Annotated in this window: 15 protein-coding genes; 4 read left to right on the top strand and 11 right to left on the bottom strand. The window is 40.8% G+C overall.

What is annotated here, in order from left to right:
- Window positions 1-62 precede the first annotated feature (62 nt).
- The 4 genes from EDD58_RS04615 to lgt all read right to left on the bottom strand — a co-directional run bounded on the left by EDD58_RS04615 (window position 63) and on the right by lgt (window position 6,175).
- Window positions 63-3,572, bottom strand: a complete 3,510-nt coding sequence (locus EDD58_RS04615) for an efflux RND transporter permease subunit (RefSeq protein ID WP_131923674.1) — start codon at window positions 3,570-3,572, stop codon at window positions 63-65.
- Between the two features lie 508 nt (window positions 3,573-4,080).
- Window positions 4,081-4,578, bottom strand: coding sequence for an acyltransferase (locus EDD58_RS04610; RefSeq protein WP_131923673.1), 498 nt, complete (start codon window positions 4,576-4,578; stop codon window positions 4,081-4,083).
- Window positions 4,575-5,243, bottom strand: coding sequence for a pyrophosphatase PpaX (gene ppaX, locus EDD58_RS04605; protein ID WP_131923672.1), 669 nt, complete (start codon window positions 5,241-5,243; stop codon window positions 4,575-4,577). The genes EDD58_RS04610 and ppaX overlap by 4 nt, the downstream gene beginning before the upstream one ends.
- Before the next feature lie 17 nt (window positions 5,244-5,260).
- On the bottom strand, window positions 5,261-6,175 hold the full coding sequence (gene lgt, locus EDD58_RS04600; protein WP_243648655.1) for a prolipoprotein diacylglyceryl transferase: 915 nt from the start codon (window positions 6,173-6,175) through the stop codon (window positions 5,261-5,263).
- Window positions 6,176-6,321: 146 nt separating this feature from the next.
- Between lgt and EDD58_RS04595 the strand changes: the two genes are divergently transcribed.
- Window positions 6,322-6,534: a hypothetical protein gene (locus tag EDD58_RS04595; RefSeq protein ID WP_131923670.1), complete on the top strand. Its 213-nt coding sequence runs from the start codon at window positions 6,322-6,324 to the stop codon at window positions 6,532-6,534.
- A gap of 121 nt (window positions 6,535-6,655) precedes the next feature.
- On the opposite strand, the gene hprK is transcribed toward EDD58_RS04595, so the two are convergent.
- Window positions 6,656-7,591 carry an HPr(Ser) kinase/phosphatase gene (gene hprK / locus EDD58_RS04590; protein WP_131923669.1) on the bottom strand — a complete coding sequence of 312 codons (936 nt, stop codon included), beginning with the start codon at window positions 7,589-7,591 and terminating at the stop codon, window positions 6,656-6,658.
- Window positions 7,592-8,067: 476 nt separating this feature from the next.
- Here hprK and EDD58_RS04585 point away from each other — a divergent pair, with 476 nt between their 5' ends.
- Together EDD58_RS04585 and EDD58_RS04580 are read left to right on the top strand one after the other, a co-directional pair.
- Entirely contained in the window at window positions 8,068-8,658 is a 591-nt protein-coding gene (locus tag EDD58_RS04585) for a hypothetical protein (protein ID WP_131923668.1), read from the top strand.
- Between the two features lie 15 nt (window positions 8,659-8,673).
- Complete coding sequence (locus EDD58_RS04580) at window positions 8,674-9,282, top strand: class D sortase (RefSeq protein WP_131923667.1); 609 nt, start codon at window positions 8,674-8,676, stop codon at window positions 9,280-9,282.
- Window positions 9,283-9,417: 135 nt separating this feature from the next.
- Here the strand turns inward: EDD58_RS04580 and EDD58_RS04575 are convergent, their stop codons facing one another.
- The 6 genes from EDD58_RS04575 to uvrB all read right to left on the bottom strand — a co-directional run bounded on the left by EDD58_RS04575 (window position 9,418) and on the right by uvrB (window position 17,509).
- Window positions 9,418-9,753, bottom strand: coding sequence for a phage holin family protein (locus EDD58_RS04575; RefSeq protein WP_131923666.1), 336 nt, complete (start codon window positions 9,751-9,753; stop codon window positions 9,418-9,420).
- A 164-nt stretch (window positions 9,754-9,917) separates the two neighbouring features.
- Window positions 9,918-10,700 (bottom strand): TIGR03943 family putative permease subunit, encoded by a 783-nt coding sequence (locus EDD58_RS04570; protein ID WP_131923665.1) that lies wholly within the window; start codon window positions 10,698-10,700, stop codon window positions 9,918-9,920.
- 163 nt (window positions 10,701-10,863) lie between these two features.
- Window positions 10,864-11,955 (bottom strand): permease, encoded by a 1,092-nt coding sequence (locus tag EDD58_RS04565; RefSeq protein ID WP_131923664.1) that lies wholly within the window; start codon window positions 11,953-11,955, stop codon window positions 10,864-10,866.
- Between the two features lie 253 nt (window positions 11,956-12,208).
- Window positions 12,209-12,400 carry an alpha/beta-type small acid-soluble spore protein gene (locus EDD58_RS04560; protein WP_131923663.1) on the bottom strand — a complete coding sequence of 64 codons (192 nt, stop codon included), beginning with the start codon at window positions 12,398-12,400 and terminating at the stop codon, window positions 12,209-12,211.
- Between the two features lie 233 nt (window positions 12,401-12,633).
- Window positions 12,634-15,519 (bottom strand): excinuclease ABC subunit UvrA, encoded by a 2,886-nt coding sequence (gene uvrA, locus EDD58_RS04555; protein ID WP_131923662.1) that lies wholly within the window; start codon window positions 15,517-15,519, stop codon window positions 12,634-12,636.
- Window positions 15,520-15,526: 7 nt separating this feature from the next.
- Window positions 15,527-17,509: an excinuclease ABC subunit UvrB gene (gene uvrB, locus EDD58_RS04550; RefSeq protein ID WP_131923661.1), complete on the bottom strand. Its 1,983-nt coding sequence runs from the start codon at window positions 17,507-17,509 to the stop codon at window positions 15,527-15,529.
- A gap of 327 nt (window positions 17,510-17,836) precedes the next feature.
- Between uvrB and EDD58_RS04545 the strand changes: the two genes are divergently transcribed.
- On the top strand, window positions 17,837-18,667 hold the full coding sequence (locus EDD58_RS04545) for a hypothetical protein (RefSeq protein ID WP_131923660.1): 831 nt from the start codon (window positions 17,837-17,839) through the stop codon (window positions 18,665-18,667).
- Window positions 18,668-18,807: the final 140 nt, after the last annotated feature.

Raw genomic sequence — 18,807 nt, 5'->3', positions numbered from 1 at the left:
GTATCACCTAATAAGTTCCAATAAATAAGAACACCCCTTGGTTCTCCAAAGGGTGTTCTTATTTATCCTGCGATTGATTCTTTTTTCTTACTGCTCATTTTTTCTTGCAATCGAGTCAACATCGAGTAAACGATCGGTACAATAAACAAAGTGAGAAGAGTGGAAGAAGTTAATCCGCCAATCACAACGACTGCCAATCCTTGTGAAACAAGAGTTCCTTCTCCATATCCCAAACCTAGTGGAAGCAGTGCACAGATCGTGGCAAGTGCTGTCATTAGAATTGGACGTAGTCGAGTACCCGCCGCTTCTAGTAGAGCTTCACGTACTGGCAAGCCTCTTCGACGTTGTTGTTGAACACGGTCAATCAGTACAATGGCATTGGTAACCACGATTCCAATCAACATCAGTCCACCAATCATGGAGGAGACACTGATCGGCTGATCTACAATTAAGAGACCCAGCAAACCACCAATGACGGCAAAGGGCAAGGAAAAGAGAATCGTAAATGGTGCTGTTGCTTCACCAAAAGCGATAATCATCACGATGTAGACAGCTGCAACAGCTACAATCATGGCGACACCAAGTTGAGCAAAGCTTTTATTCATCTCTTCTGTATCTCCCCCAAGGGAAACTTTTACTCCTTTCGGGAAAGCCATTTCATTTATGATCTGTTCTACATCTTGTGATACAGCTCCTGTATCTTTAATCGTAACGTTCCCAGAAACAGTTGCATACTGTTGTCCATTCTCTTTTTGAATGGTTACAGGTCCCTTTGTTTTTTGAACCGTTCCTAGTTCTCCTAGTTTGATCAATTTTCCTGTGGGTGAAAGGATCTGTATATTTTTTAGCTCATCCACAGACTTCATCTCTTTTTCTTCCATTCCCAATCGAACATCTTGGGTACGTGACCCTTGCTCCAGTTCCATTACTTTATCCGCTTCTAATAGTCCTCGAACGGATAATGATATTTGTTGAGCAACCAACCCATGTTTTGCAGCTTTTTCTTGATCAATCTGAATCGTAACCAGATCCTTTTGTGCACTTAAGTTGTTGCTTACATTCGTAAGTTCAGGAACCGCTTTTAACTTCTCAGTTAACTGGTCAGAAGCTAGTTTAATGTCATCAATATTATTTCCTCTGACACCTACTTGGATCGTTCCAGATGGAGGCCCCATCGAATTCACTTCATTCACAAGGATTTCTCCGTGCTTTTGTAATGGCTCCATCTTCTTACGAACATCATTTAATAGTTGGTCCATATCTGCAGTCGGGCGAAGTCTTACAAATAGTGCAGCTTTATGCGTACCACCTGTATTCACCTCCGACGACATTCCCCCACGCATGTTTCCGATCGACGTGGAGATCATCTCAACCTCTTTCAGTTGCTTGATTTCCTGCTCAATCTGATCAGTCGTTTCTCGTGTCTTCGCTAAATCTGTTCCAGAAGGCATTTTCAATTGAATTCGCATCGCTTTATCCTTATCTGCGGGAAGAAAACTTGTGCCCACCAGAGGGATAATAAAAAAGCTAGCTAATAAAAAAATCATAGAAATCGCTAACACAGACCCCTTATGATCCAATGACCACGACAAAGCCTTTTTGTAACTATCTGCCAATCCACTCTTCCGTCTCGGGTTTTTTAACCCTTTATCTCTTAGCAACATGACTTTCGCTAATACAGGAACTATTGTCACAGCAACGAGTAGCGAACATAGTAAAGCAATGGCTACTGTCAAAGCAAAAGGTAAAAAGATCTCGCCCACAATTCCTCCAACCAGTCCCAATGGCACAAATACTGCAACTGTCGTCAAGGTGGAAGAAGTGATCGCTGAGGCAACTTCTTTAGTCGCCAATCGAATAATAGAGCTATCTTGCTGTTCACTCTTCATCAAATGGCGGTAGATATTCTCAATTACCACAATGCTATCATCGACAACCCGACCAATGGCAACTGCCAATCCACCTAACGTCATAATATTTAGTGTGATATCTGCCTGTTTCAGTAGAATAATGGTAGCTAGAATCGAGATCGGAATCGAAATGATCGAGATAAAGGTCGTTCGGAAATTACGTAAGAAAAGCAATATGACCACAGAAGCAAAAATTGCTCCCAAGATTCCTTCGCGAACCATTGAATAAACAGAAGCTTTTACTGTCTCTGATTGATCAAACAAGGTCGTGATCTGAACATCTGGATGTAGCTTCTTCATGTCTGCAATTTCTTGTGAAATGCTTTCTGCGACATCCACAATATTGGCATCTTGGTCTTTAATCACATCAATATTTACCGATGGCTTTCCATTTGTACGAGTAATCATCGTATTATTTTTAGCTGACTCAGTAATGGTTGCAATCTCAGAAAGCCGAATGGTTTTGATCTCTGCTTCTTTGAGAGTCGGTTTCGTTGTTTTCCCAGGTGAAATCTTAGGAGTTGTGCCAGGCATCTTGACGCTAGATCCAGCTTTCATCTGGGGTTTAGGGAACTTTTGAATCGCTTGGTTTAATTGTTGTAATATCCCTTGGCGAATAGCGATTTCACGTTTTAAGTTGCCCAGTTTTGCCTGTAATCCCGCATCCTCTGGATTTTGTTGTAAGGCAAGAAGGGTGTCATTGTGCTCTAGCTGGAGTCCAACCAACTCCGCTTGTACTTGTTGGGCTTGTTGTAGGATTTGCACTTGTCCTTGGAGCATCCCTACTCCTTGACCTAACTCTCCCATCCCCTGTCCAAGACCACCTACAGCCTCCCCCAAACCACCTACAGCTTGACCTAAACCTTGGAATCCTTCACCAATTTGCTTAAAAGCATCCTCAAAACCAGCTGCTTGATTGGGTGGAATGGTTAACTGAAGGTTTTTCAACTGATCGAGATTCGTAATTTTTTGTTCGACTCGCACAGGAAGGTTGATGGAATTGATATCTAAATCTCCAACAGGTAGAGACGTATTTCCACTCATTAAAACTTGTTGCACTTGTTGCGCCGACAAGTTGTGCTTTTTTAATTGTTCCGGTTTGAGATGTATATAGACCGCTTTCGGGCCTTCTCCCTTAATTTGAAGTTCCCCTACACCGTCCACGGATTCTAAGGAACCTTTGGCTACATCATTGACCCAGCGCTCAATCTCAGCCGCATTCTTCTTTTCACTAGTAACCGCTAAGCTCATCATTGGGAGAGTATTAAATCCAAAGCGATTATACAGAGTCTCCATCGCTTGATCAGGCAACTGGAGTCGTCGAATCGATTCCTGCATCTCTTGCTGTGCTTTATCTAAATCCGTTTCAAAATCGAATTCAACCACGACCACTGAAGTACTATCTGCGGTGACAGAAGTGACTTTCTGCGCGCCTTTAATACCTTGTAGCGCTTTCTCAATGGGTTGTGTCACTTTTTTATCAATATCTTCTGGAGATGCTCCAGGATAAGGCGTGAGGGCTACTACTACAGGAACATTCACATCTGGCATCGCTTCCATTTTTAATTGGGTTGCTGTATAGAGTCCTCCCCCTAAGACTAACAAAACGATAATGACGATTGCTGCGATATTTTTCAACGAAAATCGTGTCAACCAGTTCAATCTTTCTCCTCCTTAAGTTGGTATGGGCAATTGAGTTGGAGGGTTCGGTACAACACTCCCCAATACTAATAAGTTTCATCAACTCAAATACTTAACTGCATCTGTACTGTGAGATCTCTTATATTTCATATAGTATTTGCAAAAAAAGGAAATAAAACAAAAGAAATGATTGAATCTTCGAGGGGAATTTACATGTTTAACGGAACTCTCTTCCCTAAAAACGGTAAGAAATCCTCGAGAACGGGGATCGTTAAGGAAAATATAGATGATCTTTTACACATTCTGTACAATTAAACAAATTTAGTTTACCGAACGGTCGATCAGGGAGTCAATTTGATTTATGTGAAGGTTTTGTGATGAATAAAAGCTCCGGAAGCAAAAAAACAACTGCTTTATAAGGGCAGTTGTATATACATTCGATTCACTTATGAAATTTGTGGCAGAATGACTGTATGGAATCTATCTATAGTAGCTCGATGGGAACAAAACAATCAAATAAAAATAACATTTATTCATGAGTAGGATGATTTTCTCTGATTACTCTCATCGGATTCCCAGCAACAAATGTATATGGAGCCACATCTTTAATCACAACTGAACCCGCTCCAACTACAGCGTGATCTCCAATAGTCACCCCTGGGAGAATCGTACAATTAGCTCCAATTAACACATGATCTCCAATGTTTACATCACCCACTCGATACTCATCCACTAAATACTCATGTGCAAGAATAGTCGTGTTATAACCAATAATCGTATTATGTCCAATTCGAATACGCTCAGGAAATAAAATATCCATCATCACTTGAAAGGCAACTGCAGTTTGCTCTCCCACTTGCATCCCTAGAAAAGTACGATACAACCAGTTTTTCACACCCATCCAAGGTGTATATCGGGCTAGCAAAATCACCACTGTGTTTCTAAAAACTTTCCAAAATGAAACCGTTCGATAAACTTGCCACAATGAATTGCTCCCTTTAACAGGGGTCCGCTCTGTTCTCCTCATGGTTTCTTCCCTATACCAGTAGATGAGTGTGGAAGTTTAAGAATCTCCAACAGGTCTCTTAGATCATCCAACATATAGTCAGGCCGATATTTTTGAAGATCATCTAGATGAAGACTCCATGACACACCTGCGCAAGCTACTCCTGCCTTTTGAGCAGCCATGAGATCATAGCGACTATCTCCTACCATTAGACACTCTTCAGGCTTCATCTGAATTCGTTCCATCGCTAGCAAGAGTAGATCAGGCTCTGGCTTCGCTTGAGGGGCATCCCCTACACAAATCACTTCGTCCATCCATGCATCTAAGCCAAATAGTCGTAAGCCCATCTCCACCACTGGACGCCGCTTATTAGTCACTACAGCCATGGGAATCCCCGCTTGATTAATCTGCTTGATCACCTCAACCACATGGGGAAATGGCTCCACATAATGATCATGATTTTCGATGTTATGCTTTTGATAAGTTTCGACCATTTGCTCGGCTTGTCGATCATCAAATCGCCGCATCATGTCAATCAAAGGCTCTCCCATGATCGCAAGCACATCTTGTTCAGTGTATTTTCCAGGACAATGATGTTCAAGTGTATGCATAAACGAAGCAAGGATCAATTGATTTGTATTCAAAAGTGTACCATCTAGATCAAATAAAATGGCTCGATAGCTCATCTTGTTCACCTCACTGCTCAGTTCGTTTGTAGATCTACTTGTTCACTAGATTCAACGTCTCGATATGATTGACTAGCTTTTCCTGACACACGTCGGTAGATAATCATTGCAATTCCAAAAACAACTAGAACTAAACTGATCAGTTGAGCAACACGAATGTTTCCACTCGCCATCATACCAGGTTCAAATAAGGCATTCATCGGTGCCCATAAGACTTGCAACAGACTTGCTAGCCACTCGGGACCTGTAAAGGTTAAGCTATCAGTCCGTAATCCTTCAATGAAGAAACGTCCGAGCGAATACCAAATCAAGTAGCTAAATAAAACCTCTCCCCGCCGCGGATTGAAGTTCCGTAATAAAAGTAATAGTGCAAACCCGACGATGTTCCAGATCGATTCATATAAAAAGGTGGGGTGGTAATAGACACCATCTATGTACATTTGATTAATGATCCAATCAGGAATCTGGAGACCTTCTAAAAATGAGCGACTTACTTCTCCCCCATGTGCCTCCTGATTCATGAAGTTTCCCCAACGCCCAATCGCTTGACCGAGAATAATACTAGGTGCAATAATATCTGCAAGAAGGAAAAATGAGACCTTATACTTTTTCACAAAGAAGTAACCAGCTGTAAAAGCTCCAATCAGTCCACCATGAATGGCTAAGCCACCTTGCCATATTTTAATGATGTCACCGGGATGCTGAAAATAATACTCCCATTCAAATATCACATAATAGAGTCGAGCACCGATAATTGCGGCTGGAATCACCCATAACATCAAATCCAAAAAAAGTTCTTGATCCAAGCCGTGACGTCGCTCACCTTCTCTCATAGCAATAAAAAGTCCGAGCATAGCCGCTGTCCCCATAATAATTCCATACCAGTGGACAGATATGGGACCCAGTTGAAGAGCGACAGGATCTATAACCATTGCAAGGGTCATCAAACAAACTCCCTTCCCACTCTAAATATCATCAGATTCTTTTGCTAATCGTTCCTATTGTAACTCAAATCCTTTCTGAAAGAAAAGTAACGAATCATCCGAAAAAACAAGTCATACTCATAGGAGTGATCCCCATGTATACATTGGAATCGATCAACCAAGAAACTTCCAAAATCTTCGACTGTTTAGAATGTGGACAAAAAAATAGTGTATCCATCTCAGGACCATTAGGATACTGTCTAACTCCGGGTTGTCTTTATCATGAATCCATTCAGTTTGTCTATGTTCCACACTGGTCCAAACCCAAAGTAAGTCGAGCAGGTCGCGAGCTTTGGCTAAATAAATAACTCTAAAAGAAAAAGGGTTGGGAAATGATTGTATCACTACAACTTGAATCGTTTTTGAAATGACTCGATTTCTCTTTCTCCAACCCTCCTGAACCACCTAGTTACTATGAAGCACTGATGATCAATCGATTTCATCAGACTCTTCGATCGTCTGTCCAAGCTTTTGTACAAATTGTTGGGCTGCGTTATATCCGAGTCGTTTCATCCGGAAATTCATCGCAGCAACCTCTATAATAACTGCTAAGTTTCGACCAGGACGAACGGGAATCGTTAATAAAGTAAGATCTGTATCGATAATTCTCATCTTTTCTTCATCTAATCCCAAGCGATCATATTGACGACTCTGCTCCCATACTTCTAAACGAATCGCAAGCGAGATCTTTTTCTTGTCACGAACAGCCCCTGCACCAAATAAAGTCATCACATTAATAATGCCAAGACCCCGGATCTCAAGTAAGTAACGGATTAACTCTGGAGCATGTCCAACCAATGTTCCCTCACCGGTTTGCTGAATTTCTACTGCATCATCCGCTACCAGTCGATGTCCACGCTTCACTAATTCTAATGCTGTTTCACTTTTTCCGATTCCACTACTTCCCATCAGTAAAACACCCACACCATACACATCAACCAAGACACCATGAATCGTTGTGACAGGTGCAAGTCGTTTCTCTAGATAGTTCGTTAATTTACTTCCAAATTTCGTTGTAGCCAGTTCAGTACGGATAATCGGGACGCCCTTTTGTGAAGCTGCCCTTTGTAGTTCTTCAGGTACAGGATAATCACGAGTTACACAAAAACAAGGGACTTGAGGATCACACAATCTCTGTAAACGTTGTTCACGTTTCCTTTTACTTAACTCCTGAATGAAAGATAACTCTGTTTTCCCTAATAGCTGTAAACGTTCTACAGGATGATAGGTGAAAAAACCTGCTAATTCAATGCCTGGGCGATATAGATCAGCTACGGTTACTTCACGATCTAGCTGGTCCCACCCCACGATCACCTCTAAGTCAAACTCTTGAACAATTTCTTTCAAGGTTACTTTTCGACTCATCTCGATCTTCCCCTTTTAACAGGCTCATGATGTAATAATGGCGACTGGGATTCCAGCCGCCATTCTCAGCTTTTTTATATAGTAAAGGTAGTTGAGTCTTTTTGTCAAAAAGGCGCCAAATATCAATTAAAAAAATTTATTAACAACTAAAGAAATATTTTTTGGTAACTAAAAAATATCCCACCTCCGAATAAATAGTTAGGAAAGCGAAACAGCCTTGATTAGCGCCGTTTTTCCTAATCTATACTGTAGAAAGCACGGCTTAATGTTGAATTAAATCTAATTCCTTTAGATCATGACCAATTAGGTCTTTATGTATACAGTAAGATTAAAGGGGTCAAAAAAGCCCAAGGAACTTGGACCATTCAAGTGAATGGGAAGGAAGTTAAATCTTACGAAAACGAAGGTAAAGAGATTGCAGATATCATTCCTGTCAATGGTCCATCGCAATATTCTGTTCAAGTCACCTTTATGGTGTGAGAGGAAATGGAAAAGCACTTAAACTTAGTGAAACCATTGAAGTAACTTTTCCTGACTTTCAAATTGGCGTGAATAATGCTGATGGAAAAACAACCATCACGGGAGAGATTGGATCAACTTCAGACGTAAAAGGGAAATGGCGAATCCGAGTTCTTGATGAAGAAGGAAACGTAGTCGCAAAGGCAAATGCTAAAAAACACAAAGGTGCCTCTTTTGCTAGATCATTTGACCTCAAACCGGGTAATTACTATGCAGTGGCAGTTTTCAAAGGAAATGTAGATGGTAGTTTCTTTGAGTTCACGGATTTTGTAGAATTTACTGTAGATGGTGGCAAAAAACCTCCAGTTGATCAACCACAAAAACCAGGCGGAGATCAGGGACAAACACCTGAACCCCCTACACAACCAGCAAAACCAGATCAACTACATCTACCTAAGTCACCCGTAGATACTGCAAAACAACCAAATGGAACAGGTGGAGTATTGCCGCATACTGCAACGACTTATCCAACCTATGTACTAATGGGTGGATTATTACTTCTAGTAGGGTTGATCACCTTATTCCAATCCCGCCGTTCCACAAAGTAAAGGGGGATCTCATGTATGATCCGAAAACTGGCTTGGCTGTTCATGATCGTCGGGGGAGCTATCTTAGCATATAACGGCTACCAGTGGTGGCAACAGATGAACATTGGTGTCAATGATCCCCAATTGGCCACATCTATTTCGGACGATTGGAATGACACGGCCAAAGCTCCAACATTAAAACAAGGGGATAAATCGATCCCTGACACCCCTCTTCAAGAGGGTCAGGTGGGTGAATTGTACATTCCACGGTTAGGTGCCATCTTACCCATCGTTGGAGGTGTCGATGAAGATTCACTTGAAAAAGGTGTGGGGATGTATGATGGTCATGGTACGGTAAAACCAGGGCAAACTGGACATGTTGTTCTTTCAGGACATCGTGACACTGTTTTTCGGAAAGTTGGTCAATTACAGGACGGAGATAAGCTCTACGTGAAGTATAACAAGAAAACTTATACCTATCAGATCCGAAAATCGTGGGTCACACATGCGGAAGACCGAACTGTCATAGTTCCATCCAAAGACCCTGTTCTATCTTTGACCACTTGTTATCCCTTTAATTATGTTGGTGCAGCACCTGACCGGTATATCATCCGAGCTGAGCTGGTCGAGATTAAAGATTCATAAATCAAGTTAAGTTCCATTTGAAAAGGAATGATCACTTAGATAACCATCCCTTTCACAGATGAAAGTTAACGACCAATGGGGAACAGTCATACTCGACTTCCCTATGACAGGTAGATTCTTCGGAATCTACCTGTTTTAGTCTAGAATGGCATTGGTCATCCAAGAAACAACTGTTAAGATTAAAGCTCCTAAAAATGCAGCTATAAATCCACTCACGTCAAATCCTGGTATGAATGCACTCGTTAACCAGAACATCAAAGCGTTAATCACAAAAGTAAATAAGCCTAAGGTAATAAAGTTGATAGGCAATGTTAAAAACACAAGGATCGGGCGAATCACTATGTTGATAATGGAGAGTACAAAAGCAGCTATGATCGCTACACCAATTCCCGAAACTTCGATTCCAGGGATAAATTGTGCCGATAAAAATACCGCTAATCCGTCAATAAGTAGTTTCGCAACCCATCTCATACAAATCCCTCCTTCATCCATATATTACCCTTCCATTTGCAAACTAACTCTCCATTTCAAATAAATCATTTTCTCATAATATTACTAATATGTAGATCCCCTAAAAAAGCACCCCCAACAACCATCCAAAAACAGTTGTGGGGTGCATCTAGTCCATATATAAGCTATTGAAAATAAATATAGGGGTCTTTTAAAGGCTCTATCATTTCATACGATTCGAGTTGGATGATCGGCAAATTAAACCCTTCAGAAAGCACCATGTCCAACTGACCATTTACTTCTACCCATTGGTTTAATTTCAAAGTTTGTGCTTGATTCCATTTGGTTAAAAAACCAACAACAGTGGCGTCAGCGGCACAACAAGTCACAGTAAATCTTCCTGTTACAAATTCATCTTCTTTTAGAGTTTCATCCCGATATACAAACCCGATCAATTTAATTTTTTTTCCCTTTACCTCCTCAGGATATAAACTGATTGCGTTCATGTAATCGGAATAATTTTTCTCTGTAAGGGTAATCACAGGCTGCTGTTTGATCTCTTGAATCATTTTCTTATAGGGATTTTCCACATCCATAATCTCCGGTTCACCAGAGCTCCCCCCATTTGGTTGAGTTGTGGTAGAGGAAGTAGCCACCGCATTGGGAGATACATAAGTAACCCCCTTCTGTTGTGCTACACTTGCATCTAACACCTTTGGAGGTAGAAAAATATAAATCAACACAGGTAAACTAACAAGAAAGTAACCCCAAAAACGAACACGATGCAATTCTCCTCCACGAAGATTCCACAGTTGAACCGTTCCTAAGATGATTAACAACAAGACACTAATCCCAATCAGCCATTTGAAGCGTGGATTCACATATAAAGAGATTTCACCCGAAATCAACAAACTACTTAACATAAGGGCAATCCCAAAACAGAGTCCCGCCCGGAGCCAACTTCCCATGGTTTCAACCCCTTCAATCTTTTCGAAATCATTACTATTTATCTAGTGTACTGAAGTCAATGTTCGTCCTCGATCAACCTTATGATGAGGTAAATGCGAAACACATCGACTTCAAAAAATTTCAAGTTGAAATCAATGACTAGCAAAACGAATCATTGCTGGTCTATATAAACAAAAAGACAGAGAGCACGGTTAATACTGTCGTTCCCAAAAAGAAAAAGAGTACGACTGACTTTCTGAAACTTCCAAGCATCATCAATACATTCTTCAAATCCATCATCGGTCCATAAACGAGAAATGCAGCCATTGGAGCTGTTCCCAAAGAAGAACGGAAAGAAGCAGCGACAAAAGCATCTGCCGATGAACAAATGGATAAACCAAAAGCTAGAGCCATCATAATCAGAACTGCCAACCACTCTTGTTCGCCAAAGCTTTTAATCACATTGAGCCCAATCAATGTTTGGAAAGAAGCTGCGATGAGTGCTCCCATCACAAAGTATTTTCCCATATCGAAAAACTCAAAGACTGCATGGTAAATGGTATGGTTCCATTTTCCTTTTCCCTGATGATCTCCATCGCAAGAATCTCCATGACTATGATCATGCTGATGACTGTGATCTGTATGAATCGCATCCGTGTGTCCCTCACAACCAGAATCACAAGTAGTGTGTTCCTTCTCCTTTTTCAGAACATCTCTGCTTTTAAACACTAATTGAAAAAGCCAACCCATCACAACTGCAATCCCCGCAGCCAGTAATAAACGGGTCGTCACCATGTCCCAACTATCTCCAAAAGCTACATATGTAGATACAATCGTCACTGGGTTAATAATCGGGGCAGCCAATAAAAAAGTAAATGCCACATACGAAGGCAACCCCTTTTGGATTAAGCGCCGAGCAACGGGAACAATTCCACACTCGCAGATCGGTAAGATCAATCCTAGAATCGCTGCGAGTGGAACAGAGACTAACGAGTGTTGAGGCAACCATCGCCAGATCATTTCTTCCTTTACAAACACATGAATGATACTAGAAATAAACACACCCATCAGTATAAAAGGAAGACCCTCGATAAAAATACTGAGAAAAATCGTAGATAGATTCAAAAGCTTCGGGGAAACCCCCTCACTCCAACCCCGAGTCCAATCAGCTATTTCAGTAAACAAACTAAACCCATTCATCAGTAAATAAAAAAAGGAAATCAAAATGAGAACCATGATGAATTCCACATAGTAATTTCGAATCAAACGAATCATAGTTTCCTCCTAAACGGATCGATCCTTCATTTTCTGTAATGAAACAAGGAAACTCTTTTTTCAAAACTACTCCATCACTCAGAGCGTTGCTGAAAAAAGAGTTTCAAGATCATCGATGGGCCATACAACATGATTGATTAATAATCATTCTTAATTATACTCTATGTTCTTCTCACTAAATTAGTACAAGTATCAAACTTTAGAAAATCTATTTTTGAAATAAAAAAGAAGGGAGAGTAATCTCCCCCTTCTTCTACTTCTTTTGGCTCAGCATTTGTGAAGCCATTGCGACAAGGCGTTTGGTCATTTCACCACCCACAGCTCCATTGGCGCGGGCAGATGTATCTGCTCCCAGGTCAACGTCAAATTCATTAGCAATCTCGTTTTTCATCTGATCCAACGAATCAGCAGCTTTAGGAACAACGAGCTTGTTATTATTTGGCATTCCTGAACCACTCCTTTTACGGGTGAGTTAAAACGCCTTGCTTTTTTAATGTACCCACTTTGTGATTCCTTAGCCATCACTCTAATTTTCTGAATCTAATAGTGGTAGTGGAATCAGCGAAAACGTTGAAGCCGATTTTATCAGAAGTTAGATTTGTGCCTTACGAAAAAGCTAAGTAGTAGGACAAATTCATTTAGACCAAAAATCGACTTTTAACTTTGGGTAAATGGACACTACTGACCTGTACTCACTTCTTGAGTTGTAGCCAATTCCTCCATATACTTTTCCATCCGTTGACGATCTCGGTCTAGAATAGGAGCGAGGAATTGTCCAGTATAGGAACCCTTGGTTTCAGCGACTTCTTCAGGAGTCCCCGTTGCGATGATGGTACCTCCTCCACTCCCTCCTTCAGGACCCAAGTCCACAATGTAGTCAGCAGTTTTGATCACATCTAGATTATGTTCGATGACTAACACGGTGTCTCCATTTTCTGTGAGACGTTGTAAAACCTTTAGGAGACGGGCAATATCATCGATATGCAAACCAGTTGTAGGTTCATCCAAAATATATAAGGTTCGCCCTGTACTCCGTTTGTACAGCTCAGAAGCCAATTTTACCCGTTGGGCTTCCCCACCCGATAATGTAGTTGCTGGTTGTCCTAGCCTCATATATCCTAAACCTACATCAGATAAGGTTTGTAGTTTTCGTTTGATTCGAGGAATGTTTTGAAAGAACTCCAAGGCTTCCTCAATCGTCATCTCCAACACATCAGCTACATTTTTACCTTTATACTTAATTTCCAAGGTATCCCGGTTATATCGCTTTCCCTTACATTCTTCACAAGGAACGTATACATCTGGCAAAAAGTGCATCTCGATTTTAATAATTCCATCACCTCGGCAGGCTTCGCAACGCCCACCTTTCACATTAAAGCTAAACCGTCCCTTTTGATAGCCTCGTACTTTTGCTTCTTGTGTAGAGGCAAATACTTCACGAATATCATCAAATACTCCTGTATAAGTAGCCGGATTACTTCGTGGAGTACGACCGATAGGAGATTGATCAATACTGATAATTTTATCTAGGTGATTCATTCCTTCGATCCGCTCATGTTTTCCTGGTAATGATTTGGCACGATTCAGTTGTCTAGCGAGGGCTTTCAATAAAATCTCGTTGACAAGAGTACTCTTTCCTGAGCCAGATACCCCAGTCACACATGTGAAAAGCCCGAGTGGAAACTGGACATTCACCTTACGAAGATTGTGTTCATTGGCTCCAAAAATACTTAGCCATTTTCCATTAGGAGTTCGTCGTTCAATAGGTAAGGGGATAAACTTCCTCCCGCTTAAATACTGTCCAGTTAAAGAGCTTTCATGTTGCATCACTTCGTGAGGAGTCCCTACTGCTATCACTTGTCCACCATGAGCGCCAGCCCCAGGTCCAATATCAATAATATAATCGCTCGCTAACATCGTATCTTCATCATGTTCAACGACGATCAGTGTATTCCCTAAATCGCGCATTTTCTCCAAAGTAGTGATCAGACGATTGTTATCCCTTTGATGTAAGCCAATACTAGGCTCATCCAAAATATATAAGACTCCCATCAAGCTAGAACCAATCTGGGTAGCTAGCCGAATTCGTTGGGCTTCTCCACCTGATAAAGTGCCAGCGGAACGATTTAAGGTGAGGTAGTTCAGACCAACGTTGACTAAGAATCCAAGGCGTTCTCTGATTTCTTTTAATACTTGTCGAGCGATCTGCATCTCTTTTTCAGAGAGAGAAAGTTGTTGAAAGAAATCTAATGCATCCGCAATCGACAAACGTGTCACATAGTCCATATTTTTACCGCCAACCAAGACATGGAGTATCTCTTTTTTTAGCCGAGCCCCTTTACAAGTTGGACATGCTTTGGTTGTCATATAAACTTCCAACTGTTCTCGAATCATTTCAGAAGCCGTTTCACGATAACGTCGTTTCAGATGAGGAATAACCCCTTCGAAGACAGCGTTACTATCACGGGTAAAGCCCATATCATTGGTATAGCGAAAAGGAAAACGTTCTTTAGAGCCATATAAGATCAGCTCTTTTTCTTTATCACTTAACTCCACAAATCTCTTTTGTTGATCAATATCAAAGTGAATACAAACGGCTTGTAAAAGCTGTGAATAATAATTGCTTGTTGAACTAGCCCACGGATCAATCGCGCCCTCAGTTAATGAGAGTTGCGGATTAGGGATAACTAGATCAGGATCGATCTCCATACGACTGCCTAAGCCATCACAAGTTGAACAAGCACCAAAAGGACTATTAAACGAAAACATCCGAGGTGACAACTCATCGATACTAAATCCACACTCTGGGCAGGCAAGGTTTTGGCTAAAGAGTAATTCTTCTCCATCGATTACATCAACTAATACTTCACCTTCTGATAAACCAAGTGCCATCTCGATGGAGTCTGACAATCGAGTTTCTACACCTGGCTTTACTACAATCCGGTCTACAACTACTTCGATTGTATGTTTTTTATTCTTTTCTAACTTGATATCCTCTGCTAAATCAACAATTTCCCCATCGATCCGTGCCCTTACATAACCTTGCCGTGACACATCTTGAAGCAACTTCACATGTTCTCCTTTACGTCCTTTCACCAATGGAGACATGATCTGAATCCGGGTACGTTCTGGGAGATCCATAATTCGATCCACCATTTGTTGAACCGTTTGTGAAGTGATTTCAATACCATGTTTTGGACAGAATGCGTGACCCACTCGAGCAAATAATAATCTCAGATAGTCATAAATTTCTGTCACTGTCCCCACTGTTGAACGCGGATTACGGCTTGTTGTTTTTTGATCAATCGAGATCGCTGGAGAAAGTCCTTCAATCACATCTACATCTGGCTTATCCATCTGTCCAAGGAATTGTCTGGCATACGCGGACAGCGACTCTACATAACGTCGCTGTCCTTCTGCATAGATCGTATCAAAAGCGAGTGAAGATTTCCCTGACCCACTTAACCCAGTGATTACGACAAATTGATCTCGAGGGATCGTTACATCAATCTCTTTTAAGTTGTGTACACGTGCACCACGAATCACAATATTCTCTTGTGCCATGAACGAATTATACTCCCTCCGCTTTTAACTCAATAATTAAGTCTCTCAATTCAGCTGCACGTTCGAAGTGCAACTCCTTCGCTGCTGTTTTCATCTCTTTTTCCATTTGCTCAATGAGTCGTTGTCTTTCTTTCTTTGTCATTGCCTTCGTTTTCGATGCTACTTGATATGATGCTGGTTCTTCAGCAACTTTCGTCGCTTCAATCACGTCACGGATTTTCTTCTGAATCGTTTTCGGAGTAATTCCATGTTTTTCATTGTAGGCAATCTGGATTTGGCGTCTGCGTTCGGTCTCATCTATCGCTTTCCGCATAGAGTCAGTGATCTTGTCTGCATACATAATCACTTGACCATTGGCATTCCGAGCCGCTCGACCGATCGTCTGAATGAGCGACCGCTCCGCACGTAGAAAGCCTTCCTTATCCGCATCCAAAATAGCGACCAATGACACCTCAGGCAAATCTAAACCTTCTCTGAGCAAGTTAATCCCAATCAATACATCAAATTCACCCAATCGTAAATCCCGTAAAATCTCCATTCGTTCAATTGTTTTAATATCTGAATGCAAATACCTGACCTTGATTCCCATCTCTTTCAGATAGTCCGTCAAATCTTCTGCCATCTTTTTCGTCAAGGTAGTCACTAAAATCCTTTCGTTACAGGCAATTCGTTGATTGATTTCACCAATCAGATGATCAATCTGTCCTTGGATCGGATGAACATGAATCACAGGATCGAGAAGACCTGTAGGGCGGATAATTTGTTCCACCACATCAGGGGCGTGCTCCAATTCATAAGGTCCTGGTGTCGCAGTAACAAACAGGATTTGATGAATCTTCTCTTCAAATTCTTCAAATTGAAGCGGACGGTTATCTTTGGCTGAAGGTAAACGAAAACCATGTTCCACTAATACATTCTTTCGTGCTTGGTCCCCATTATACATGCCACGAATCTGCGGAAGAGTGACATGTGATTCATCCACAATAATCAAGAAGTCATCTGGAAAATAGTCCATCAAGGTGAAGGGGGATTCCCCTGCCTTTTTCCCTACCAGATGGCGTGAGTAGTTTTCAATTCCCGAACAAAAGCCAACTTCCCTCATCATTTCCATATCATATCGAGTTCGCTGTTCTAAGCGTTGAGCCTCAAGTAATTTACCTTGATTTTTAAATTCGGCTAACTGTTTTTCCAACTCTGCTTCAATGTCCTTTAATGCTCTCTCCATCACTTCTGCTTTGGTTACATAGTGCGAAGCCGGGAAAATAGCTACATGTTCACGGTCACCGAGGATTTCACCTGTAATCACATCAATTTCACGAATACGCTCAATCTCATCGCCAAAAAACTCTACACGCACCGCTTGCTCACTGCGAGAGACAGGGAAAATTTCAATCACATCACCACGAACACGAAAAGTTCCCCGTGTAAAGTTGATATCATTCCGTTGGTATTGTATGTCAACCAACTTACGTAACACTTCATTTCGTTCTCGTTCCATTCCAACTCGTAAGGACAAAACTAAGTCCCCATATTCCTCAGGGGAACCCAAACCATATATACATGAGACACTTGCAACAATAATCACATCTTTCCGCTCAAACAAAGCACTCGTTGCAGAGTGACGTAATTTATCAATCTCATCATTGATCGATGCATCTTTTTCTATATAAGTATCGCTAGAAGGGATATAAGCTTCCGGCTGATAATAGTCATAATAGCTAACAAAATACTCCACTGCATTATGTGGGAAAAATTCCTTCAACTCTCCACAAAGCTGAGCTGCTAACGTTTTATTATGAGCGATTACCAAAGTGGGTTTATTCACACGAGCAATCGTCTCTGCAACTGTAAAGGTTTTCCCTGTACCGGTTGCCCCTAATAGAATCTGGGCTTTCTTTCTTTGCTTGATCCCTTCCACTAATTGCTGAATCGCTCGGGGTTGGTCTCCTTGAGGCCGAAACTCCGAAACCAATTGAAATTGACCTTCCATTTGGTACTCACCTCTCATTCCATAATGATTATTATAACATATGCCCTTATCCAGGGGAACGTAAGTTCTTTCCTATACAAGGGTTCCCCTTTCAAGAAAAAAGAACCCTCTAAACATATAAATCTCAACTTATCGTAAATCTCCGCTACTGTATGACTACAAAATAGATATTCTCAGTAATATCGATGAGTATTACCTCTCCTATGTAGCGTCGGAGCTTGATTTTCTCCCTCTATGAGCTTGTACCTTACTAAGAAGAAGAGAAGTCCGTACTGAATATATATGTTATTGTGAAGGCAAACACCTTCCTCTCAACGGAGTGAGCATATGAAATTATGGAAAAAGGTACACCTTAATTGGATCGGAATTTGTGGAATCGTCCTCTCTCTTCTTTCTTTATATGGGATTATATTAATGTCTATGGAAGTCATCTATGACTACAGCGTCAATAATCGCTACGAAATGGATTATATTACATCACAACATCGAGAACCTCTTAAAGATCCCGATCAGCCAGCCCCACCCGATCACCTTACCTTTATACATAAAAACCATAAAGTAGAATTAACTTTAAAACCTAAAAAAGAGGTCAAGAAGTCAATCTTTGTTAGCAATGAAGCCAAGGAATCTATTTGGGTTGGGGATATTGAAATTTATCTGAATGGTAAACAATTAGATACACTAAACAATCGCTTATTAGTACGTTCATCAATAGACATTGTAGGAGAGGAACTACTTTCACTGGAAGAAGATATTTCCATTTTTTTACTAAAAGATCATAAAACCAATCAAGAACAACTAATGATCTTAGAAGAGACTTCTGACTACGAAGTGAGAGATGAAAGAAATAGAATCGATGATAAGGATTCGAATTACAATCATTTAAAACATTATAAAAATGGATTGGAAGAAATGCTAAAGTTTCGATTATGGAAAGTTCAATCGGATGGTTCCTATACCAAAGAAGAATTTTACTGGCAAATAGGCAAACGAACTTATCTTCAAACCTTTATTATTCACAATATAGGTTATCCAATTGGACACTATACTCAGCTACTCAATGGTTATGGAGTATTACCTTTTCTCATCTGTGTCACAGAAGTAATCGGTTTGGTTTTAATTGTATTCGGTTTGGAAAGAAGGCACTGGCTCGATTAGGTACTTCACCATTTAAAATTGTCACTTCTTTTCCTTTACCTGTTTCATATATGGCTATCTTGGTTGAAGGTTTTCCTTATTGAATGTAAACAAAAGGCTCCTCCTTATATGGATCCAAGAAGGAAGAGCCTAATTGATTT

This window comes from Hazenella coriacea, assembly GCF_004341825.1.
GTDB classification, from domain to species: Bacteria; Bacillota; Bacilli; order Thermoactinomycetales; family Thermoactinomycetaceae; genus Hazenella; species Hazenella coriacea.
This window is presented reverse-complemented; position numbering and strand designations above follow the sequence as displayed.